Genomic DNA, 24,442 nt, shown 5'->3' on the forward strand with positions numbered 1-24,442 from the left:
AGTGACCCATAGAGGCACTTTCGAATGGAATGGTTTAATAAGGTTATTACATGTCTTCTCAGCCGGTTTTGAGTATTGTTGTTGCCGTTTATAATGGTGAAAAATTTCTTCCTCATTTTTTTGATAGCTTGCTCGCGCAAAACTTAAGTCATTGGGAGCTGATCGTTGTTAATGATGGCTCCACAGATAACAGTGAAGAGGTGATACGCCAGTATCAAGCTAAATTCGCCTGCTTTAAATTACTCACACAAGAGAACCAAGGCGTTTCGGTGGCTCGTAATACAGGGATGGCTCAAGCCGTAGGGCAATACATCACTTTTCCTGACATTGATGATGAAATTAGCCCGAATATGTACGGTCGCCTGTTGGAAATCGCGCTCGCCGGCGATTTGGATGTAGCCACCTGTAATGGCACTTATATTTATACCAATGGAGACGCACCAAAGGCCATTTTCCCGCCTAATAAGGTTCCTTCTACTGGCATAATTAGTGGCCCAGAATGGCTAGAAATAGGCCTAAGTTCACGCAAGTTTTTGCATGTTACATGGTTAAATCTCTATCGTTTAGATTTAATCCGTCAACACAATTTCACGTTTGAACCTAAGCTACATCATCAGGATATTCCTTGGACGACGGAACTCTTGCTGGTGGCGAAGCGCGTTCAATTTATCAACGAACAGTATTATGAGTATTTAATTCATAACCAATCAGTTTCCCATTCCCTGACAGGGGATGAACGCTCTGTTCGCAAAATTAATACTTACTTGAAAATCATTGATATGTTACTCGACATATACAAGCGCTACCCAGAACAAGTCAAACAAGCTCCTTCCTGTTTGTGGCAAGTCGGTAAAGAAGGCCTCGGCATCACTCAAGCATTACTTTCCATTCAGTCACCTGAAATCCAACGTGATATGACACGAATGTTCTTTGAAAAAGGTTATTGGAACGTGATTTGGTCTCATGCAACGACGGTAAAATTAAAATGGCGGTTGATTCGTCGCTACAGCAAACTAAAAGCCATCGCTAAATAATTATTTAAAGGGGGATAGCGATATAAACTCCCCCTTGTTGATGTACTAACTTACTGATGAGACAAACGTTTTAGGGATTCAAAGAATAATTTCCATAAGCCATCATTATCTAATTGTGTCGCAACTTGTGTATGGCAATCACTGGGCAGTGGGTGTCGAAAATCAGTGACTGTCATGCCGGTGGTTAATGTGCCTTGTAGTTCAATATTCACAGGGGCTTTTTGCGTTTTAATTAATGTGGGATCAATAACATATGCAACAGCGCAGAGATCATGTACTGGCGCGTGCTGATTGGTACCACTGCGTTGACGATATCCGGCAGTGTAGAAGTTCAGCGAGTCCACGACAAACTGGCTGATTGGCGTATTGAGTGCGGCAATATCAGCCATGGTTTTATCCGTTGGTCTTGCTTGATGTGTTAAATCCAGCCCAACCATAGTGAGGGGCCAGCGCTCATTAAACACAATGTGAGCAGCCTCAGGATCGATAGCGATATTAAATTCAGCAACCGCAGAACGGTTACCCGTATGATACCCACCTCCCATCAAAACAACTTCTTTTACGAGTTCAACGATTTCAGGCGCCTTTCTCACAGCAAGTGCAATGTTCGTTAGGCCACCAATAGGCACTAGAGTGATCGTTTTCGGTGGATGAGCTTTTAATGTTTCAATGATCAGATCCACGGCATGACGTTGATCAAGAGGAAGCGTCGATTCAGGAAGATGCGTGCCATCCAATCCACTTGTGCCGTGAACTTCGGGAGCATTTTGGATCTTGCGTACTAATGGGCGATGGCAGCCGGCAGCAATAGGAATGTGTTTAGCCCCCGCGAATTCTGTTATTGCTAAGGCGTTACGAGTGACTTTTTCTAACGTTTGATTACCCACGACAGTAGTGATAGCCAGTATATCGATATCAGGGTGTCCTAGGGCCAATAGGATTGCCATTGCATCATCATGGCCAGGATCACAATCTAAAATGATTTTCTTTTGTGTCATTTTCTCTCCTAAAGTCGGTAAGTCTACAGTGAATGGCGGATAAAATAATAAATCATAGTCTCAATAGCAGTAATTCAATAGGTTAGTCGTTTTAATTAAATGATTAACATAAAAAATTTAGGCGGGAAATTTTGTTGATACACCTAGAAATTATAGGGATAGAGATAAATAGTTGGTAACAAATTATTAATACTTTTGGACGATAGTGTGATTTAATTAACATATTAATAACAATAGAATTGAGTTGCTAGGGATAATATGGTTTTTATAGGCTTTGAGTTATGATTTTATCGCTTAGAGCTAATAGCTTATTAATAAGTTAATAACTTTGGAGGCAGAATGGAAAACTATCTGGATAAACTACCTGATGTGATTGATTCTGTTGCAACCAACCAGTTTTATCCCAATTTATTATCTTGGCTATCATCATTTATCGCCTTTGATAATGCGATTGTTTATTCCTTTGAAAAAAATGCCCCACCGCGTTTCCTTTCAAAAGTGGAAAAACGTAATAGTGATAGCGTAAACCGTATCTACCAGCGCGGCGCTTATCTTATGGATCCCTTCTATCAGGAGTTACAGAAAGGGGGGGGGTCACAAGTTTTAACATTACGGGAATTGGCTCCGAAAGGTTTCTATCATACAGATTATTATCTCAATTTTTACCGCAAAACGGGCTGGTGTGATGAAGCTGGGTTATTGCTAGAAATTACCCCAGATAGGCAGCTAGGTATCTTTTTTGGCAATGAAGATGAACCGTTTTTATCTGAAAAATCGACCCAAGCCCCCCTAAAAGAAGCTTTTGAAATCATTCGTAGTATGGCGAAACTGCATAAAGAAGTTTCACCGAATGATGTTTCTCATCATTATCGTTTAGCGGATATGCAGACTCATTTTGGTTTAACGCCAAGAGAGTGTGAAGTCGTTGAGTTGATCCTTGAAGGTAAAGGCTCCCCGCAAATTGCTGAATCGCTATTTATTAGCTTAGGTACGGTAAAAAACCATCGCAAAAACATTTATCAAAAGTTAGACATTCGTTCACAGGCTGAATTATTTAACTTGTTAATGAGCCATCATCATTATTCCTCTTATCGTCATCGTTTATGTTAAAAACTAGGCTCTAAATAGCACTAGATAATTTAAATTATTAATATCAAAACTAAACTTAATCAATTGATTTAAAAATATAAATATTGAATTTTTATTTTGTTGTTTATATCTAAATATTCTACCTGCGTCACAAATGTTAAATTGATGTTTCAAATGTCCCTAAAGGGCTATGTAAATGTTAATTCAAGGTTAAGATAATCAAGGTTATCGAAAGATACTAAACAGGGTATCCATTATGAATAACCAAGTAGAATCATTGACTTATTATGCTGCTACCAAAAAGTATGATCTCCGTTTTCCAACATTAAAAGAAGATCTTGATGTGGATGTCGTGATCATTGGTGGTGGGTTTTCCGGTATCCATACAGCGCTTGAGTTATGTGAAAAGGGCATTACTAATATTGCCATTTTAGAAGGGCGCTATTTGGGGTATGGCGGAACTGGGCGCAACGGCGGTCAAGTGATGGCAGGTATTGGCCATGATATTGATGCGATCAAAAAATATGTAGGGAAAGAAGGCTTAGAGACCATTTTTAAATTGAGCAATATGGGTGCAGGGATCATGCGCGACCGTATCGCTAAATATAATATTGATGCCGATTTTTGCAGTGGTTATGCCTATTTAGGTAGTAACAAACGCCAAGAAAAAACCCTACGTAGCTGGTTAAAAGATTTTAAAGCCGTTGATCCAGAGGAAGAAATTGAATTTTATGCAGGATCAGATCTGAAACAGATCATCGGTTCCGATGCCTACACTTGCGGTATAAAGCACATGGGCGGTGGTCATGTTCACTCGTTGAATCTGCTGTTAGGTGAAGCGAAGGCGGTTAGTGAAGTCTACGGTGCAAAAATTTTCGAAAACAGCCAAGTTCTTAATGTCGAATATGGGAACACCGTGACTGTGCGTACGGCAATGGGGACGGTGCGAGCTCAAAAAATGTTGTGGGCTTGTGACTCATTCCTTAACGGCCTTGAACCTACGATTTATCCAAAAACCATTAATACCTATGCTTATCAATTAATGACAGAAGAACTACCTGAAGAGTTAATTGAACGAATAAGTCCTATTCGTGGTGCTTATAGCGATATTCGTCCTGTCATTGATTACTATCGTGTGACCAAAGAAAACAGATTATTGTTTGGCAGTTCAACCCATTTCCTTGAGTACATTCCTTCTGATTTAAAAGCTTGGAATCGCAATTTGATGCTGAAAATTTTTCCATACTTGAAAGATGTCAAAATCGAATTGGCATGGGGTGGACCGATGGCATGTAGTGCTAACCTATTTCCACAAATAGGCTCATTGCCACAGCATAAAAACGTGTTTTATGCGCAAGGTTACTCAGGTTTTGGTGTAACACCGAGCCAGATCGTTTGTAAAGTGCTTGCTGAAGGCATGGTTGAAGGGTCAAGTCGTTATGACTTAATGAGTTCCATTCCTCATGCCAATATTATTGGTAAAGATAAACTTCGTAATGTCATTGTGTCATTGGCGAAAATTGCTCACCAAACTTCGGGTTACTGGCAAGGGCGCCGCTAATCTAAGTATTTCTGTATCATCTTGTTAATTTATAAAAAGGTAACGTCATGATTAGTCCATTATTACTAAATAAGCCACTACCAGAATTACTCAATATTGGCAGTGTTACGAACTTAGGCTCTGTCGTTGTTGAAGGTGACCCGCAAGCAAGCGTTGCGATGATTCATGGTGAACCAACAGATAATTTAACTTGCGGTATTTTTGCCTGTACCAAAGGTAAATTTAAAATGGTTTACCCATTTGATGAAATGGCTACCGTATACGAAGGTTCGGTTAAACTGACCGATGTAAAAACCGGAACAACTGTTGAATACCATAAAGGTGACTCTTGGTTTGCTGCTAAAGGCACTGAAGTCCTGTGGGAGATCACCGCTGAACGTTTTGTTAAGCATTACCTTGCTTGTGTAAATGCATAATTAACTTTTAAAGTGGAGTGATAACGATGAATAATTTAGCCCTATTACCGGAAGTAAGTGCGTTTTTACAACGCCAACATGGACATTTTATTAACGGCCAGCCAGTTTCCGGTGAGGGGGATGCCTTCTTTGACGTCGTTAACCCCGCCACAGAGCAAGTTATCGCTAAAGTGAAAGAAGGCACTAAGGCTGAAGTTGATAGTGCAATGGAAGCCGCTTATGCTGCTTTCCGCGGTGCTTGGGCGCAAACCACACCAATGGAAAGAGGTAATTGCCTAAATCGCTTAGCTGACTTGCTCGAAAAAAATCTTGAAGAGCTGGCTCAGCTTGAAAGTTTATGTTCAGGAAAAACCATTCAACTATCTCGTTTCCTTGAAATTGGCTCTTCTGCACAGTTTTTACGCTATTTCGCGGGTTGGGCAACCAAAATCAGCGGTGAAACACTGAATGTTTCTTTGCCGTCATTTAAAGGTGAACAATACCGAGCTTTCACGCAACGTGAACCTGTTGGTGTGGTTGCAGGGATTATTCCATGGAACTTCTCTATTATGATTTCCATTTGGAAGCTGGCGGCGGCGCTGACTTGTGGCTGTACTATTGTGTTAAAGCCAAGTGAATTTACGCCATTAACGATGCTGAGAGTGGCTGAATTAGCCAAAGAAGCAGGCATTCCTGACGGTGTGATTAATATTATTAACGGTGGGGGACGTGAAGTTGGCCCAGCGTTGATTAGCCATCATTTATGTTCAAAAGTGACCTTTACTGGCTCTGTACCAACAGGCCTCGCTGTTGGTCGAGCTGCAATGGAAGGGAAGCTCACTCGTGTTACCTTAGAATTGGGTGGAAAAAATGGTGCAGCATTCCTCGCGGATTTGCCAGTTAACAAAATTGTTGATGGGATTATTGAAGCGGGATATTTAAACCAAGGACAAATTTGCGCGGCAGCTGAACGTTTTTATATTCCATCATCACTGATAGAAGAAGTGCTTGCTGAGTTAAAACAGCGTTTATCAACATTCAAAATTGGCTCTCCTTTAGATGAAACAACGGAAATGGGGCCTCTAGCTAATAAAGCGCATTATGAAAAGATTTTAGGCCTATTTGAAAAAGCACGCCAAGAAGGTAATGAAATTATTTATGGTGGTCAGCCTATTGCTGGTACTGGTTACTTTGTACCACCAACGATTATTCGTGCAAATAGCCCTAATGATGCATTAATGAAAGAGGAAACATTTGGTCCAATTGGCACTTTCTTAAGCTATGACGATGAAGAAGAGCTAATTGAACAAATGAATAGTACACCATTTGGTTTGGCGGCAAGTCTGTGGACCAATGATCTCAGTAAGGCCATGCGAATGATTTCTCGTATCGAAGCCGGGACTGTTTGGGTCAATATGCATACGTTCCTTGATCCCGCAGTGCCCTTTGGCGGAGTCAAATCATCCGGCATTGGTCGCGAGTTTGGTAGTGCATTCATTGAATACTACACTGAATTGAAGTCAGTTATGGTACGTTATTGATTGTTAATGCTTTTATACTCAACACGTTTCTAATTAGGTAGGGGCAAAGGCTACATTGGGGTCATAAGTAGCGATTAGAATCGTGATTTAGAGTATTTTTATGTCGATTTTAGAGTGGTTAACCCAGCTTAGGCTGGGTTTTTTTTATCTCCCAAAAGTCAGGCGTAGATTTTCTAACATTAGCCTTAAAGGGAAGTTGAGACTCGACTGGAGAAAGCTATCAGTGGAGGTTGCTCATGAAAACCAGTGCTCCCTGAGCTTTTGTTATCTTTTCCTCTTGGTAACGTCGGTATCACAATCTCGCCAAGAGCGCCTGAACAACGTACATAACCCAGTGTTAGATAGGGTACAGAATGCCCTTTAGATAGGTTAGAACGTTTTCTGATATTGATTGTGGGCCGATGCAGGATACCGTTTATCCATTCATTATTTTTAGTCTAAAGATAGATATCAAATCACCGTAAACTCATTTCAGTTTAAGTGCCACGTACAAAAGCCACCTAGCAAGAGTGTGTTATCCGTGTGCAGGTAACCGATTTGAAGGTTATTTGTAACGGAATTCACTATTCACTCTCAAATGACCAGCTCTCGATATGATTTTGCGTTGGTTTTTAGGGAACATTTTAAAAATTAACACGAAAAGGGAGTTTACCTTTATTTACAAAAAGCCAATATGTGAGATACAAGATGTTTTAGTAGATAATGCTTTGGTGGTAGGGGTAAATAATCATAAAGACAATTAAAATGTTTATTTTTTAATTTTAAATATTATAAAAAACAATGGAACTCATTTTCGTTGTTTTTGCTTTTAATTATTTTATTTACGATAATGTTATTAAATTTATTTTTATCTAAAAAATTATTTTGGCTAAAAACATGGAAAAGGAGTATGCGTATTTTTTAATGTTTTCATATGTAACAATTTATTTTAATAATGGCAGGTAAATATACGGATATTAATTTAATGGGATTATTAAAACATAAAGTAATCATTTAAAGTGTATTATCCGAAAAGTCTTTTTAATCATTTGCTTAGTTGTGAAAATCTAGTAGTTGTATTTATATTATTATTTAATTCACCGATCAAATCACGTCACTTGATAGATTTTGCCTATCGTAAGTGGTTTGTTCGATCGAAATAAACTTCTTTAATCGAATATAGATAAGAGTTAGATTACATGCAAATAAAGAGTATTTAATTATCTAATGATTTATTTCTATTTAAGTTTTCATTTTTTTATTTTGATAAATACTTTCACTAGAGAGATTGTTTTATGGTTTCACAAGAAAAAGAACATTTTGGTGTGATTAACTCTGAAGTTGGTGAGTTTATAAGAATGATTAGAATAAAAAAAGGGTTAACAGGTGCAGAGCTTGGTAAATTAATAGGTGTAAGTCAACAGCAAATATCACGGTATGAAAGAGGTTATAATACACTCTCATTATCAGATTTTACATTTATACTATCAGTGATGAATGTGTCATTGTTAGACTTTATTTCATATTCGTCATTCTTTAAGTCTGATGATTGTCATATAACGCCAAAAGATTATATGCTATGAAGTCATAGCCTATTTCTGTTTAAAGAATCTTTATAGTATAGGTGAAAGTTAAATTAAATTTAGCTGTATTGTCTTTCTAATATACCAAATTAACCTTTTAGCTTTATAGCTAATGGGGATGGACTTCGCTAATTTTTATGTATTAGAAAGTGTTTTATTTAAAACGCTTTCTAATACAGATATGTTTATCTGTGTTGAGTAATTAAATAGTCTTAATTTTATTATTCAATTTATAATTAAACTTAAAACATTGATAGGAAATAGTATGAAATTAAATAAAGCTATGGCTGTATTAGCAGCGGCTATGTTAACCACATCTTTCGCTTCACTTGCAGATGTTAACTCAGGAACCGTGACTTTTAAAGGTGAAGTTCGTGATACTCCTTGTAACCTAGATGCGGGTCAAGGCGGTACAGCAACGGTTGTTGATTTTGGCCAACTATCTCTAAGCCAATTAAATGCGGGCGATTCAAAATACAAAAATTTTGAATTGAACCTGAAAAATTGTTCTTTGACTTCTATTGACGATACAGATCCACAAAACCCAATCACAGTTACTAAGACTGCAACTATCACTTTTGATGGTGTTAGCAAAATTGCAGGTCAAAATCTTTTAGCAACATCAGGTAGCGCAGCAAACGTTGCAGTTGGTATCAAAGATATTACTTTTGGAACTCCTGCGGCACTGAACCTACGTGATGGTGATAATACATTGACTTATTCTGCTTTCGTTAAGAAGGCGGGTGCTAATGCTGTAACAGCAGGTGATTTCTCAACGATCTCTACTTTCGAAATCGCATACCAGTAAGTTATACAGGCTCCTTCACTATTAGGCGAAGGAGCCTATAATTTGAAAAATTAATACTATGAAAAGCTTGCTGATTATTACCCTGTTATTCTCACCTATTTTCAGTATGCCAGTCTTAGCTGCAATGAATTGGGGACAGGCAACAGTAAAAGGAGAGATACTCGCTTCTGGTTGCTCAATTCAATTGACGAGTAAAGACCAAATTATTGATTTTGGTGCCTATGCCTTAAGCAAGTTAGAAGAAAATAAGATAAAGAAACCATTTAAAATAATTTTAAAGAATTGCCAATTATCAAACTCTTACTTTAATGATGAAAAATCACCTGTACGAATAAAGTTTACGGGTCCAGCAACAAATAATTTTAATGGCTTTAAATTTAATGATGCCGATGGTTTAGCTATTTATATATTAAGTGGAAGCGATGTTGTTAAACCTAATCAATACTACCCAATTTATAACTTAAAAAGAATATCCGGGAAAACAAAATCGATTAATGAACAGCAACTAGACTTTTTATCTGAGGTTATTGTTGTTGATAAGCTAAAGCCTCAATTAGGAGAATTCTCAAGTATCATTACATTTGATATCGATTACTATTAATCTAATGAGTATTTATGATGTTATCAACAAAAGAAAAAATAACGATATTCATGGTATCGATGCTTTGTTTGACTAAAGTATCTTACTCTGTAGAGTTTAATACCGATATACTTGATAGCGAAGATAAAGCGAACATTGACGTCTCAAGATTTAAAAATCCTAATTTTATTCTACCGGGAACTTATTTCTTTAACATCATTATAAATAGTACTCAATTGACGCAGTCTACAGTTCCTATTCAAATTATTGGTGATAGTACAGATGCCTCTGTCAGTGATGTGTGCATTGATAAGTCATACATTAATAGCTTAGGTATTAAAGAAAAGTATATTGACCAATTAACCTATTGGAATGATGGGGCGTGTATTGATTTTTCGGCATTAAAAGGGGTCAGTGTCGTCCCTAATTTATCCGAAGGCACTGTGACGCTGAATATCCCACAATTATATCTTGAATATATGGATAATAACTGGTTACCCAAATCATTGTGGGATGAGGGTATCAGCGGGTTGTTATTAGATTATAATGCAAACTATCAATATAGTGATCGGGATAGCTTAAAGAATCAGATTGCTTCCATTAGTGGATATCTTGGCGCCAATATGGGGGCATGGCGCCTACGTAGTGAATACTATGGTAATTACCAAAAACAAAATTCCAATGGTAAAACATCGACAATACGTAATTTTTTATTTAATGCCATTTATTTATATAGAAACATAAAAGCCCTAGATTCAAAATTAGTGATTGGTGAGAGTACAACCCCCTCACAAATTTTAGAGCCAATTAAATTTACAGGATTATCCTTATTCACTAATGATTCTATGTTACCACCAAGGTTACGTGGATATGCACCAGAGATAACAGGTATAGCTAAAACGAATGCGCGAGTGGTCATTACACAACTCGGACGTGTCTTGTACGATGGAAATGTACCCGCTGGGCCATTTAAGATTCAATCATTAAACAGTGGAACGCGTGGTGAGCTTAACGTAAAAATTATTGAGCAGGATGGTACTGAGCAACAATTTACAGTAAGTAGTTCGAATGTACCGTATTTAACGCGTCCGGGCACCACGCGATATAACGTATCTGCGGGGCAACCGACAAAAGTGGATCATTCGGTATATCGTGGTGTGTTCTTTTTTAGAGCAGAGGCTTCTCACGGTTTAAATAATAATTGGTCGTTAAACGGTGCAACAGATATTAGCCAAGGCTATCAACAGGTTTCATTAGGTGTTGGTCGCTTTATGAATCGGTTTGGTGCACTTTCGGTGAACATTACGCGTTCGTTCGCACAATTAGACCATGATAGTCCTTCAGGTAATTCATACAGTGTTAATTACTCGAAAACATTCGATGACTACGATATGGACTTAACTTTTGCAGGGTATCGATTTACGGATAGAAAATACTATACATTATCCCAATATTTAGACTTAAGAGATGATAGGGTTGTTGATAGCGAAAAAGAACGTTATCAAATAACGCTCTCTAAGCGCTTAGGTGAGTTTAATATAAATTTAAATTATCAATTGCAACAATATTGGGATAGAGGTCAAACTCATCAATATGGTCTTAATATAGGTAAAAGTATCAATCTTCCTTACTTAAAACTACAGGGAGGAAGTATTACATTGTCAGCAAATAGAAGCTATTATCAAAATAAATATGATGACCAAATTAGCTTAATGCTTTCTGTACCATTTGGTAAGCAGTTTTATACTTTTGATACAATGAAATATAACGATACTTATAATTCGCGTGTTTCAGTGTCTAATTTAACAGATGATAATGACTACTATAATATAAGTGCATCGACAAGCTACGGTAAAGATGCCAAAAAACAAAGTACACTTGCTGGAATGTATGATTTACCGACACGCTATGGATCTATCAATAGTAATATGTCTATCTCGGATAAAGGGGATAGTAGTTTAGGATTAGGGCTCAATGGTGGGGTGACATTGACGCAACATGGTGTAGCTTTACACAGTTCATCATATTCTTCTGCCTCAAGGCTAATGATAGACACAAATAATATTGCGGATGTTCCTTTAAATAATGGTACAACCGTGACGAATGGATTAGGTATTGGCGTTATTCCTAACATGACTAACTATTATAAAAATAGTTACAATGTGGATATGAGTAAATTACCCGATAATATTGAATCATCAAATACAATTTATGATATCGCATTAACGGAAGGCGCTATTGGATATAGAAAAATAAGTGCAGATAAAGGGTTTAAATTATTTGCAACGATTAAAATGTCTGATAACTCAGGGTCACCACCATTTGGTTCTCAGGTATTAAATGAAAAAGGGCGAGAGGTCGGAATTGTAAGTGATAATGGATTAGTTTGGTTAACAGCTGTTCAATCAGAAGAAAAGTTAAATATCAACTGGTCTAATCAAACACAATGTAGTACGACCTTACCAACCTTAGATAATGTAAATCAAATTATTTTAATTTGTGAGAAATAGAGAATTTTTATGAAATATAAATTATTGTTAATTCCACTATTATTTATAGCACATAACAGCATGGCCGCGGTTTCTCTTGATAGAACAAGAGCGATTGTAGAAGGGAGTTCTAATCCAGTTGTTATTAATATTGAGAATCAAAGTGATACTTTACCCTATTTAGCTCAGGCTTGGATTGATGATAAAAATGGTAATAAATTAACAACAGGGCCGTTAATTGCAACACCATTGGTTCAACGTTTGGAACCAAACGTCAAAAGTATGATTCGAATCTCGACGACGGATGTATCTAAGTTACCGAAAGATAGAGAGTCTGTTTATTACTTTAATTTAAGAGAGATCCCTCCTAAAAGTGATAAACCGAATGTGATGCAGGTCGCATTACAGTCAAGAATTAAATTATTCTATCGCCCAGAGGCAATTTTAGATAAGGCAAAAACCAATTGGGCTTTAGATTTAGAGTTACAATCTGTCAGTAATGGTTATGTGGTTAAAAATACATCACCTTTTTATTTGACCGTGATAGGCTTAGCCGGTGATAAAAATAAGTCAGAAAATGGCGCCTTTGATTCGTTTATGATCGAACCTTTTGGTTCTTATCAAGTCAAGACTGCTCATTTTCAAAAGCCTTATCTTACTTATATTAACGACTATGGCGGAAGGCCAACAGTTTCATTTAACTGTAATGCATCTGTCTGTAAAGCTGATAAACAATAAATTTCAGAGCTAACAAAGTGAGAGTGCAATGAAGTATTTTTATTTAGTGTTTTACACTTTATTTATTTCATTTAGTAGCATGGCCACTCAGTATGAGGAAAATAATTATTTTCCTTCGAATGATGTGACATCTGCAATGAAGATGAATGAATTAAGTGGAAAACTGAATTTTAAAATAAGTTTAATGTACTCTCCGTGTGTTATTTTAGCTAATGAATATGTTGGAAGTTTCTTTTTTATTGAGCTAGATAAATGTTTGTTTAATGATAATAATATAAAAATTCCATTACAGGCAAAAGCGAAAGTGCTTGAAGGTAATCAGCAAGTGATGGCACCTCAGACGCTATTCTCGGGGAAAAATAATGTTTATCTACAGACTAAAAACATTAAGGGTAGAGCAGTGATTATGGAGCTAGACTATGATTAAAAAAATACTGGTCATATTACTTAGCTTGATGGTATCTCCCACTTTTGCCAGTGAATTGGTTATTAATTTTAATGGTAATTTAGTTGATAAGAAATGTGAAATTAAACAATCTGAGATAATAGTTCAATTTATACCTTATTCATTAGGCTATATTGAAGTCGGTGGCAATATCTCGGATAAAAAATCATTTTCAATTGAATTTCAAAATTGTACACCGACACTGATGAATAAGATTATAAAAATTTCATTAGATTCTACTAATGTCTATAGGCGAAATGGTGTTGATTATTTGAAAACGCAAGGTGGAACTGGTCTCATTGTCGGTCTAGAAAGCATGAGTGGAGAGCCTATATCATTTAATCAACCTTTAGAAGTACAGGTGACTAATGATAGTAAAGCAGAATTAGTTTTAAATGCTTTTTTAACTAAAGGTGATTTCGCTAAACCTGGCACTATTCATGGCACAGCAAGTGTTATGGTTAATTATAATTAATAAGAGGAAATAATATGATAAAGACAAGACGGTTACTCTTATTATTATTGTTTCTATCCAATTGGAGTCTTGCTGCTGATTTTAATAGCGGTCGTGCCGATGTCAGAATAAATATTAGTGCCACGATTGTTGCTCCGGTCTGTACCGTTTTAGGCAATAATAATCAATCACCCTTGTTTGTGAACTTTGATAACGTTGATTTTTCTGACGTAGAGAGTGGAACTGCTTATCAAGATATTCAACTTAAATATAGCTGCGCGGGTAGTTCAGTACCCGCTAATAAAGTGATGAACATATATTTATATCCGACAAAATATGGCACTTATACACAGGTAGGTAATAATGTCTTACGCACATCAAAGGAGGGATTAGGTATTTCGTTGACAAAAGAAAATACTAATCTTGATTTAAATAAATGGATCCCTTTTGGAAGTCATGAGCTAGAAGGCTCATTTATTCTTCGTGCATCGTTAATTACACCTGATAAATCACTATTAACTGAAGGTAGCTTTGACAGTACGGTGGCTATTTTGATGAGTTATTTATAAATCTGAATTAGGTCTTATGATGAAAAAAATTTTTTCTTTACTACCGGTCGTATTATTTGCTTTTTCAAATATTAGCTCCGCTGGAGACCCTGATGATTGGACTGTCATGGGATATAACGGCACTCAGTTTACCGCAAATACAACTTGGACGGGGGCTAATTTTAATGGTGTAAACTTAACGTTGAATGCCATTTTAAGTAGCTCTGGCGGAAGAATGACAGAATATGCTTGGGGGACTCGTGCCTGTGCTCCTTATGGTGGTTCTCCTAATTCAATTAACGTGCAGTATGTTATCGTACCAAATACCGTCAGGTATGTGGATCCTGTAACGCGGGAGGCATTTGATTTTAGAATTGTTTTACCTCAATCGTTGGGATCAATTTCGGGATATCCTAATACTCAATACGCCAAAATAGGTCAAAGTGCAGGTAATGTCGGGCGTGCAGTGTGCAATTCAGTACCTTATACGCCGATGGCTTTTAGTGGGCAAACGGCAGTAACGTTAATTAGTAATACAAATTTACCGATTAGAAATACACCGCATATTATTCAAGTGGATACAACTTTGTTTGGGGTAAGGAATCCGGAGGTACCTAGTAAATGGTTAAGTTCCGTTGCGCTAATCCAGCCTAAAAACTCAGCAAGGTTAAACTTTTATGTCACAGTGGTGAATACTTGTCGAGTTGATAAAACGCAATTAGATTTTAATTTTGGTACATTACCTCAGTCATTAGCAGAAGGTAAAAATCTGACTAAAGCAATAACGGTGAGTTGTACTCATCCCGGTAATATTAAAGTGACTTACCGACCATCAAAACCCATTGATAGTGCTAATCCAACTCGTACTAGTTTAGATTTAGGTAACACGTCATCGGGTTGGTATGGTGAGCTATCCGTGGATAATAAAAAACAGTTGATTACCACTCTACAAGGCATTACAAATAAAACATTAGATATTGGTATGACATTAGGAAAAAATAGGGCTAATGCATCGGTAGGTAATATGAGTGGTGGTGGTGTATTAATCTTTGAGTATATTTAATTTGAATTGTGTTTGACGATGGTGAAAATCAAAGGATTGATTCTCACCATTTTTTATTGATATTAACATGTATAACGAGTCAGTATAAACGATATTTAATATATGCTTTTTTTATGATTCTCTTCATCTTTTTAGTTCACTCTCACCATTTTTAATTCTCAAAATCATAAACGCTAATAATAATGAAATTAATCGTTTGATTTCCTATATCAACCTCGTAATTAATTAAATATTGATTGATTCTGTCTGTTCGATGAGTTCGTGAGTATGCGCCATGACTGAGTTGATAGAAAAACACAACTTATTTTATACGTATTTTGTTTGTTGAAATATTTTAGTTGTCCTCTTATGATGAACTATAATTTAAATAAAAGGATAAAGTTATTGAATATGAAACTAAAATAAATCCGTATTTTCTCACTTGAATAGTGAGTTGAGAAACCGTGTTTCACGTCATCTATAAACGTTTAATAAAATGATTAAAGGTATAAGATGACCTCTATTTTAAATATTCGATTGTTTTGTTTTTTGGGATGTCGTTACTTATGATTAATGAATGAGTGAAGCCTTATTGGCGAAATGTTAGAGAGCGAGGGTATATGGAAACAGCCTTGAGCTTTGAAATCAGTGCTATGCCTAAAATAGATAATACATTAGAACGTTTGCTAAAAAATACTGAAGCGTTAACGCCCCTATTCTATATAGTGAATACTGAGATAGGTAAAACTGAATGGCGAGATACCTATAACACGTGTTGTCAATTAAAGAACCTTACTCATGTAAATGTTGTTCCTCATGTTGCGATTAATAATAAAGATGAATGTGAGTTATGTTTTATTATTGAAGAGTATTTAAAGAATGATATAACAGAATTGTTTGTCATTCGGGGTGATAGACACCGTTTTGATGAGAAACTCCCATTTAATTATGGCATAGAGCTTATTGATTTTATTCGGGGGCGATACCCTGAAGTAATGATAAAATCCAGTGTTTATCCTGATTATCACAAAGAAAGTATCACACCTGAAAGGGAGATTGATTGGCTAAGAAAAAAATTGCAATTAGGCGTTACAGAGCTTATTAGTCAATTATGTTTGAATAAAAATGCATTTTCTTATATGAAAATGCAATTGGGGAATGATAGCCCTATTACGATATCAATGATGCCTATACTTAACTTTAGTTTTATCGAGTCTTTTTTGAAAAATAATGCGATCGATTATCCATTATGGATAAAGAAACACATAAGACCGAGTAATATTAATAACCATAGGGAATTTGGTATTCAGCTTACTCAATTTCTTATCGAAGAGTATATAAAAGAGAACAAGCGATTGCATTTTTTTACATTAAATAATGCAGAGATGGTCAAAAAGCTATTTGATAAATTGAGATGAGTTATCTGAATATCACTGACAGAGTGGACTACTTTTTCCAGCGAAATTAATATTGGTTTTATCCCGACAACAATAGGGGATGATAATCAGTTTTAATTTTATCCTTGTTAGGCTAATTCAGTATCAATGAGGGCATGATAATGTTAAAAGTCGATTACAATGCGTACCGTTCAATAAAAGGTTTTAATCGTAGAGTAAGGTTTTTAGTCATGCATTATACTGCTTTGAATTTTCAAGGTTCAGTTAATGCATTATCAGGAAATGCCGCTGTAAGTGCTCATTATTTAGTTCCCGACCCAACAGATAAAATGTATACAAATGCTGGATTTAAGGAGATGAGGGTCTTTAATTTAGTTGATGAAAATGAAAGAGCTTGGCACGCAGGCGTGAGTACATGGGCCGGTAGAACTAACTTGAACGATACTTCGATAGGTATTGAAATTGTCAATGAAGCTCAAGATAACAACGGGAATTTTCTTTTTCCGCCTTATAATGAAGTGCAGATTGAAGCAATCAAACAATTAGCATGCAATATTATCGAACGTTACCCTGATATTACTCCTACCAATATTGTCGGACATGCGGATATTGCACCTGATGGGCGTAAAAGTGATCCCGGTGCAGCGTTTCCTTGGAAACAACTTTATGATGCTGGAATTGGGGCTTGGTATGATGAGGCAACTAAATCTTGTTATATGCAGAAATATAACGGGGGATTACCAGCAAAAGCAGAAATTTTAGAGAAGCTAAAACGCTATGGGTATGACGTTTCAAAAGCGAATACAGATAATGGCTATAAAATGCTAATTCGCGCTTTTCAGCTTCACTTTAGACCAGAAAACTATGATGGTATTGCTGATGTTGAGACGGTTGCGATCCTTTATGCGCTAGTTGAAAAGTACTTCCCTTAATGTCATGGCGTTAGTTGAATAACAGGACTTTGCCTAATACTTCATTGAGTATGATAGTGAACGTATTTATTTAAGAATGAAATGCATTGGTGTTCAAGCCTATTTGCAGAGTAACGTAATAGGGGCGTTGCCAATGCATTTACTCCCATGTTGTATTATTAAATAAACAAATAATTGTGATGGTCAATGAATCAAATATATTGGTTTTTCCATGAATTCATTAAGGGCGGTGTCTAAGCACTTACAGCATCTTTTCTTGGCGAATAATAAAACCGGATGAAACGAGTTCTGTACGGTTACTAACATTGGCTTTAGTGAAAATATTGCGTAAATGCGTTTTGACAGTAGATAGCGATACGCCAAGTTGTATGGCAATGCGCTTGTTACTTGCTCCTTCTCGTACTAAGTGAATAATTTCTTGTTCTTTCGGCGTATAAGAAACTAACGAGTCAGGTAAAATATCAAATGTCATTAATTCAGCGACAGGTAGGATGGCGTTGAGTCGCATCACTTCTTGTTGTTGAAATGGCGTATCGCGTAAGACAGAAATGCCCGCAATAATTTTGTTTTTACGGCGAATAAATATTTCTGCCATGTCAGTGATGTTGTTGGGCTTCATGAAATCATTATAGAATTCTTGGCTTTGTTGTTTCATGTCCGGCGCCATTCTAACTAAACGCAGATCATCACCACGGAATTTATCAGGGTGTAACGGATCTAATTGATAAAAATGTTTCAAATAATCTTGATGCATACGAGAGCTGATCCCATAGAGCACATGGTTATCAGGTTGCCAAAGATCGTCCACCAAATAATAAACGGATGCTGAAACAGGAATAATATGAGCAATTGTGTTCAAGCAACAGTTAATCAATGTTCGCTGGTGGTAGCACAAAGAGGGTGTCTTCATCATATTCCCTTCCATAGTTGGTCCAATTATTATCATGCAATTAATTTTCGTTAACATAAAATAAACATGTTAATAACGTGAGCTTGATTACAATATTTGAACTTCATCGGTCATAAGCCAGTTCAACCAATTCGCCAATCAGTATATTTCGTTGATTGTTTATTAATATATTAATGAACGCTCAGGTTGCTATTTATTGATATTTATTGGTTTATTCATTTTTGATGTCATTTACTCGGTACTTTTCGTATGTCTCCTCGAAATTATCCCTCCCTATGGGTATCGTCCTTTAGGACGATAGCGGCATGTTTATGCTTATTTCTATAGTTGCAATACAGTCACTCTATTTTTACAAAAAATTCACAATCTTGACTGCGTACTGAGAAAGAGAGGGAAGCAAAATGAATATGTCCTCAAAATTAACGTCACACATTGAAAAGGGGAAGGTGGGATTTCCAACCACTCTCGCTAGCTCTGTGGGCGTGATTATGGCAAGCCCTGTCATCTTAACGGTGACAAGCGGTTTCGGAATTGGTGGTGATACTTTTGCGCTAGCCGTGTTGCTGAGTTTTATCATGATGCAAGCCCAGTTGACGACATTTTCTGAAGCCGCGGCTATTTTGCCAACATCAGGTTCTGTTTACGATTATATTTCATGTGGTATGGGGCGTTTCTGGGCAATCACGGGGGCGTTATCGGCCTACTTGATTGTGCATGTCTTTGCAGGAACGGCTGAAACAATCTTGTCAGGGATCATGGCATTGGTGAATTTTGAGAGTCTCAATACCGTGATGGAAAGTAGTAATACATCTTGGATGGTTGGTGTCGGTTTAGTGATTACTTTTGGTTTGTTGAATGCATTTGGCATTGAAGCCTTTAGTAAAGTAGAAGTTGTTCTGACTTTTGCGATGTGGAGTACGTTGGTCATCTTTAGTATCAGCGGATTAATGATGCCTTTCCATGCTTCTGTTGAAGGGTGGTTTGGACTCGGTTTAAATGTTGCGGACCCGACATTAGTATTGAGCTTTGTTGGTATGGCAATGTTCATGTTTGTGGGTTGTGAGTTGGTGACACCAATGGCACCTGAAATTAAGAATTCAGCCAAAGTGATCCCTCGTGCTATGGCAACTGGGTTATGTGGTGTCGCTTTCTGTATGTTCTTATTTGGTGCGGCCATGACTAATCAAGTTGAAAACGTTATTGTGGACCCTGCGAATAATATTAGTTTGTTAGAAACCCCAATGGCGATCCCTGCCTTTGCTGGTCAAGTCTTTGGTGATATTGGTAAATATTGGATTGGTATTGCGTTATTGTTAGCGGGTGGAGCAACGATTAATACCCTGATGGCGGCAGTGCCTCGTATTCTTTATGGTATGGCTCTTGATGGTGCATTACCGCGTATTTTTGCTTATCTGCACCCTCGTTTTAAGACACCGGTTTTTGGGATTTTGGTTGCGGTAATGATCCCTTGTTTACATACATTCGCAATTCAAGGTGATTTAGATAGGATCATTCCGCTCGTGCTAGCAGCCGTCTGTTCATGGGGAACCGCCTATTTATTAGTTACGATTTCGGTTATTTCACTGCGCATTCGTCGCCCTGATTTGCACCGTGCTTATCGTTCGCCGTTTTTCCCAATTCCACAAATTATTTCTAGTGTCGGGATTATTTTAGCGATCGTCTATATTACGCCACCAGGTATGAACAAGTCAGATGTGTATATTCCCTTTATTATTATGTTAGGGCTAACCGCAAGCTATGCTTTAATTTGGACCGTGTTTGTGCAAAAAGTGAATCCGTTTAAACCGGTTTCAGTTGAGCAGGTGTTATCCAGTACATTTACCGAAGAAGAGTTGAAGGGGGTGAAAGTTGAACCATTACGCAACCTCGCCTAAATGCTCTATTTGGCAACGTTTAAGTAAAAAACGTCTACCCGCTGGCTATCAACAAGGCTTAACACTGAATAGACTAGAGCGTGATATTTTACCGTATCAATGTGAATGGGGAGCTCCGGGGGAGCTCCTGATACATCCACACGGTGAACTGACTGTTCAAGTGACAGAACGCGTTAAAACGTTATTTATGGCTTTTATTGTATTTAGCCGCTTTTCTGTGACTGGGCATTGTGGTGAGGCTATCAATGCACAGATTTCGGTGAAAACCACGGGGAGTTTACGCCGTAAACATATTCACTTTGTCTCTAAAGATGAAGAAGGGCAAAAACTCATTAGTTTATTGCAACAGTATCCGATCATTTCGCAAACGTTAGCCGAGCTCGATTTTAATGATTGTCATTTGCATATTCGTAATGGTGTTTGGTCTTGTGAGATAGAACCTTTTACCGCTTCAGAGCTGGTGTGCCGAATTCCTGCAACACGCCGCTATTTACGTTTAACGCCGGAACAAAGGCATCGTTTATTGAGTGTGTTGCAATTGTTCCACCAATTTATGGAAAAACATTATCTCAATCATTGAGTTTGAAATATTAATTTGATAGTAATGTTCGCTATTAAATTAGCTCTCAATGGAAGTTGATGTGAAATCGTTACCTTTAATTGGTTGTATTTTATTTTCGTCATCTGCGATGGCGGCGGTATCGGAGTGTATTCGTTTAGATGAATTATCTTCTTCTATTCAGGGTATTCATGATAGTGAAGGTCATAGCTGTTTATTCGTTGAAATTTCTGATAAACAGTATATCCGCCAAGAGGGGGATGGGATCTCAGATATCGTACTTACTGACAGTACTAAAACACCAATCCGTGTACTGCTGCAAAAAATGCCACACGCAGAGCCTCACTCCGTCTCTTATATTGTCCCTGCTCAGGGGCAATATTATCTCAATTTACAGGGCGCCCCTGCTCAGCCATGGAATCTTAAATTCAACTTATCGAATTACCAGCCTTTGGCGATTGAGGCAGAAAATAAAATTGATAGCCCTAAGTTACAGGCATTGATTGATAAACACCTGAAGGAGAAAACGACAGATGCTTTTTGGCGAGAGGTGAAAGAGCAGGGCATCCCGCTCGTTGAGGAGTATAAGAAAGGGCAGCAGAAAGTCACTTTTTTATGGCGTGGAGCAAAAGCGAATGCTTATATTTTAGGTGCCCCTTCAGGTAACCATGAGACCATGGCTCATATACCGAATACGGATATTTGGTACCGCACTTTTATCGTGCCGAATGATACGTTATCGCAATATAAAATTGCGCCAGATGTGCCAAAAGTGACAGAAGGTGGGTTTGCGCAGCGCAAGGCAATTCTAGCAACAGCACAAGCGGATCCTTTCAACGCACAGGCGATCCCATCACTGCTAAATGATCGCTATAATCGTTTTTCATTATTGTCACTATCACCCGAAAAACGTCAATGTCACTTTGCTCAGATAGAAGGTCATCAACTTAATGGTCAATTGACATCATTTAGCTTCCACAGCAATGTGCTGAATAATGATCGACAAATTTATGTGTATCGCCCTAAGGCGGCCATGAAGCAACCTGCCGTATTCGTTTTGTTAGATGGGCAAATCTATCTACAAACATACAAAATGGCTGAATTTTTTGATAAGTGGATGTCAGAAGGAGCCATACCACCGATGTATGTGGTATTTGTCGATAGCATTAGCTCTGAGCGCAGAAATGTGGAGCTACCACCAAACGCTGAGTTCCCTGCTATGCTTGCTAAAGAGCTTATGCCTGTTTTAGCAACCAAAGGTATTCAAGCGCCTGCAAAATCCACCATTATTGCAGGGTCGAGTTATGGTGGTTTGGGGGCGACTTGGAATGCTCTGTCACATCCTGAATTATTCGGGAATGTCCTCAGTATGTCCGGTTCTTATTGGTGGGCACCTAAAGGCAAAGATCCTGAATGGCTAATCCGCGAAATCGAACAAATGTCGAAAAAACCGTTACGTTTTTATCTTGAGGCAGGGTTATTCGAACAGCGTGGTAGTTGGGGTGGGATAATCCAAAATCATTATCGATTATTGGATGTGTTAAAGCATAAAGGGTATCAAGTGGAGGCCGAAGAGCTTCCGAGTGGCCATGATTATGTTTCTTGGTGTGAAACCTTATATCAAGGGACTCGTTATTTGATGGCTGAACCACCGAAATAATAATGTCATCTATTAGTGATAGAAAATGCAAAAAGCAGTCTTTATTGGACTGCTTTTTTTGCATATTATGGCAATCGTCTTCTTTTCGACACAAAAGCGTCATTCAACTGTCATCTAGCAGGATTAGCATGCCAGTCATTATTTGAAGCAATTACATATTTAACTTCTTTTATTGGCAAGGAAATGATTATGATGAATCATTGCATGAAATCGATTCTAGCTGTAGCAGTAAGTTCAATAGTTTTTGGTAGTATTATTCCCGCCTCCGCATCCACGTCTAAAGATGATGCTGCTTTACAACACCGAGCTGCACAAGGTGATGTTACCCAATTTGGTGGTGCTCGTCGTTTAACCCAAGAACAAACAGATATTATGAAATCTGCGCTTCATAACGAGCAAGCGAAAAACGTGATTCTGTTTATTGGTGATGGTATGGGCGACTCTGAAATTACCGTCGCACGTAACTATGCAGAAGGCGCAGGTGGTTTCTTTAAAGGCATTGATGCATTGCCTATCACGGGTCAATATACTCACTATGCATTAAGTAAAAAAACACAAAAACCTGACTATGTTACCGACTCATCTGCTTCTGCAACGGCATGGTCTACTGGTGTAAAAACCTATAATGGCGCCTTAGGTGTCGATGTATTCGGTAAAGACCATGAAACCTTACTTGAGATTGCTAAACGTAATGGTAAAGCGACTGGTAATGTTACGACTTCTGAGTTGCAAGACGCGACACCTGCTGCACAATTTTCTCATGTGACAGGTCGTAAATGTTATGGACCTGAAGAAACGTCTGAAAAATGTGCAACCAATGCCTTAGAGAATGGTGGTCGTGGTTCAATCACTGAGCAACTACTGGTGACCCGCGCGGATGTCACGTTAGGGGGTGGTGCGAAGAGCTTTAAACAAGTTGCAAAAGCGGGTGATTACCAAGGTAAAACCTTAGAAGAGCAAGCAAAGGAACGTGGCTTTAATATTGTTCGTGATGCGAAATCCTTAGATGCAGTCACTGTTGCTAACCAAGACAAACCTGTTTTAGGTCTATTCCATGACGGTAATATGGCTGTTGCTTGGGAAGGCCCTAAAGCGACATATCATGGCAATATTGATAACCCGCCGCTTGAGTGTAAACCGAATTCTAAGTTAGATCCAAATGCGCCAACGTTGGCTCAAATGACTAAAAAAGCGATCGAGTTATTAGAAGTTAACCCTAATGGTTTCTTCTTACAGGTTGAGAGTGCTTCCATCGATAAAAAGAATCATAGCGCGAATCCATGTGGTCAAATTGGTGAAACAGTGGCATTGGATGAGGCCGTACAGGTTGGTTTAGAGTTTGCGAAAAAACATGGGGACACACTAATTATTGTGACAGCTGACCATGCTCACTCTAGCCAAATTGTTCCTCAAGGCGTTAAAGCACCTGGCTTGACTCAAGCTCTGATTACAAAAGATGGTTCCGTCATGGTCGTTAACTACGGTAACTCTGAAACGGAGTCGCAGGAGCATACTGGCACTCAATTACGCGTTGCAGCATATGGCCCACATGCTGCTAACGTCATGGGATTGACTGACCAAACCGATTTGTTCTTTACCATGCGTGATGCCATGGGATTGAAACAATAAACCAACCCTGTAAGCTAAACCCTCTATGATAGGAAGTTGTAGAGGGTTTTTTTATTTGTTGTCTTATCTTCTTTCCCTCGATTTACGCTCTCTTACATTAACTGTTTTGCGTTAATTCATCGATTCAGGTATAAAAAATTATTAGGTGTTTGAGTTCGTTTGAGCTGATTATGAGA

The 24,442-nt window shown here is 37.8% G+C and carries 22 protein-coding genes; 20 read left to right on the forward strand and 2 right to left on the reverse strand.

The window, feature by feature from the left end; translation table 11 throughout:
* Positions 1-50 precede the first annotated feature (50 nt).
* Entirely contained in the window at positions 51-1,034 is a 984-nt protein-coding gene (locus ACWPW6_RS02825) for a glycosyltransferase (RefSeq protein WP_154624925.1), read from the forward strand.
* A 50-nt stretch (positions 1,035-1,084) separates the two neighbouring features.
* Here ACWPW6_RS02825 and uriH read toward each other — a convergent pair whose 3' ends face one another.
* The gene (gene uriH, locus ACWPW6_RS02830; RefSeq protein WP_249999806.1) at positions 1,085-2,032 is read right to left on the reverse strand and encodes a uridine-preferring nucleoside hydrolase UriH; all 948 of its coding nucleotides are present in this window, start codon (positions 2,030-2,032) and stop codon (positions 1,085-1,087) included.
* Positions 2,033-2,371: 339 nt separating this feature from the next.
* Here uriH and ACWPW6_RS02835 point away from each other — a divergent pair, with 339 nt between their 5' ends.
* The 15 genes from ACWPW6_RS02835 (at position 2,372) to ACWPW6_RS02905 (ending at position 17,613) form a co-directional block, all read left to right on the forward strand.
* Entirely contained in the window at positions 2,372-3,142 is a 771-nt protein-coding gene (locus ACWPW6_RS02835) for a helix-turn-helix transcriptional regulator (RefSeq protein WP_163860657.1), read from the forward strand.
* Between the two features lie 235 nt (positions 3,143-3,377).
* On the forward strand, positions 3,378-4,682 hold the full coding sequence (locus ACWPW6_RS02840; protein WP_163860658.1) for an NAD(P)/FAD-dependent oxidoreductase: 1,305 nt from the start codon (positions 3,378-3,380) through the stop codon (positions 4,680-4,682).
* A gap of 47 nt (positions 4,683-4,729) precedes the next feature.
* Complete coding sequence (locus ACWPW6_RS02845) at positions 4,730-5,098, forward strand: cupin domain-containing protein (protein ID WP_154622586.1); 369 nt, start codon at positions 4,730-4,732, stop codon at positions 5,096-5,098.
* Positions 5,099-5,124: 26 nt separating this feature from the next.
* Entirely contained in the window at positions 5,125-6,618 is a 1,494-nt protein-coding gene (locus ACWPW6_RS02850; RefSeq protein ID WP_154622585.1) for an aldehyde dehydrogenase family protein, read from the forward strand.
* Between the two features lie 1,274 nt (positions 6,619-7,892).
* Positions 7,893-8,180 carry a helix-turn-helix domain-containing protein gene (locus ACWPW6_RS02855; RefSeq protein ID WP_249999808.1) on the forward strand — a complete coding sequence of 96 codons (288 nt, stop codon included), beginning with the start codon at positions 7,893-7,895 and terminating at the stop codon, positions 8,178-8,180.
* 265 nt (positions 8,181-8,445) lie between these two features.
* A complete protein-coding gene (locus ACWPW6_RS02860) occupies positions 8,446-8,988 on the forward strand; it encodes a fimbrial protein (protein ID WP_154635552.1) in 543 nt (180 codons plus the stop codon).
* A gap of 58 nt (positions 8,989-9,046) precedes the next feature.
* Positions 9,047-9,589 carry a fimbrial protein gene (locus tag ACWPW6_RS02865; protein WP_154635551.1) on the forward strand — a complete coding sequence of 181 codons (543 nt, stop codon included), beginning with the start codon at positions 9,047-9,049 and terminating at the stop codon, positions 9,587-9,589.
* 14 nt (positions 9,590-9,603) lie between these two features.
* Positions 9,604-12,078, forward strand: coding sequence for a fimbria/pilus outer membrane usher protein (locus ACWPW6_RS02870; RefSeq protein WP_154623695.1), 2,475 nt, complete (start codon positions 9,604-9,606; stop codon positions 12,076-12,078).
* A 9-nt stretch (positions 12,079-12,087) separates the two neighbouring features.
* Positions 12,088-12,795, forward strand: a complete 708-nt coding sequence (locus tag ACWPW6_RS02875) for a fimbrial biogenesis chaperone (RefSeq protein ID WP_154623694.1) — start codon at positions 12,088-12,090, stop codon at positions 12,793-12,795.
* A 28-nt stretch (positions 12,796-12,823) separates the two neighbouring features.
* A complete protein-coding gene (locus ACWPW6_RS02880) occupies positions 12,824-13,222 on the forward strand; it encodes a hypothetical protein (protein ID WP_196713769.1) in 399 nt (132 codons plus the stop codon).
* Positions 13,215-13,715, forward strand: a complete 501-nt coding sequence (locus ACWPW6_RS02885; protein ID WP_154623692.1) for a fimbrial protein — start codon at positions 13,215-13,217, stop codon at positions 13,713-13,715. Before ACWPW6_RS02880 ends, ACWPW6_RS02885 begins: the two co-directional genes overlap by 8 nt.
* Positions 13,716-13,729: 14 nt before the next feature.
* A complete protein-coding gene (locus tag ACWPW6_RS02890) occupies positions 13,730-14,263 on the forward strand; it encodes a fimbrial protein (RefSeq protein WP_154623691.1) in 534 nt (177 codons plus the stop codon).
* Positions 14,264-14,279: 16 nt separating this feature from the next.
* Complete coding sequence (locus tag ACWPW6_RS02895; protein WP_154623690.1) at positions 14,280-15,305, forward strand: hypothetical protein; 1,026 nt, start codon at positions 14,280-14,282, stop codon at positions 15,303-15,305.
* Positions 15,306-15,904: 599 nt separating this feature from the next.
* A complete protein-coding gene (locus tag ACWPW6_RS02900; RefSeq protein ID WP_249999811.1) occupies positions 15,905-16,702 on the forward strand; it encodes a methylenetetrahydrofolate reductase in 798 nt (265 codons plus the stop codon).
* 140 nt (positions 16,703-16,842) lie between these two features.
* Positions 16,843-17,613 (forward strand): N-acetylmuramoyl-L-alanine amidase, encoded by a 771-nt coding sequence (locus tag ACWPW6_RS02905; RefSeq protein WP_154622784.1) that lies wholly within the window; start codon positions 16,843-16,845, stop codon positions 17,611-17,613.
* A gap of 241 nt (positions 17,614-17,854) precedes the next feature.
* Here ACWPW6_RS02905 and ACWPW6_RS02910 read toward each other — a convergent pair whose 3' ends face one another.
* Positions 17,855-18,526, reverse strand: coding sequence for a LuxR family transcriptional regulator (locus ACWPW6_RS02910; protein ID WP_154622783.1), 672 nt, complete (start codon positions 18,524-18,526; stop codon positions 17,855-17,857).
* Positions 18,527-18,924: 398 nt separating this feature from the next.
* Here ACWPW6_RS02910 and ACWPW6_RS02915 point away from each other — a divergent pair, with 398 nt between their 5' ends.
* The 4 genes from ACWPW6_RS02915 to phoA all read left to right on the forward strand — a co-directional run bounded on the left by ACWPW6_RS02915 (position 18,925) and on the right by phoA (position 24,266).
* Positions 18,925-20,418, forward strand: coding sequence for an APC family permease (locus ACWPW6_RS02915; protein WP_154622782.1), 1,494 nt, complete (start codon positions 18,925-18,927; stop codon positions 20,416-20,418).
* Entirely contained in the window at positions 20,393-20,998 is a 606-nt protein-coding gene (locus ACWPW6_RS02920; RefSeq protein ID WP_154622781.1) for a DUF3156 family protein, read from the forward strand. Before ACWPW6_RS02915 ends, ACWPW6_RS02920 begins: the two co-directional genes overlap by 26 nt.
* A 61-nt stretch (positions 20,999-21,059) precedes the next feature.
* Entirely contained in the window at positions 21,060-22,637 is a 1,578-nt protein-coding gene (locus ACWPW6_RS02925) for an alpha/beta hydrolase-fold protein (RefSeq protein WP_249999813.1), read from the forward strand.
* Between the two features lie 189 nt (positions 22,638-22,826).
* Entirely contained in the window at positions 22,827-24,266 is a 1,440-nt protein-coding gene (gene phoA / locus ACWPW6_RS02930; protein WP_154622779.1) for an alkaline phosphatase, read from the forward strand.
* The last annotated feature ends 176 nt before the right edge of the window (positions 24,267-24,442 follow it).

The organism is Providencia sp. Marseille-Q8014, assembly GCF_965112055.1.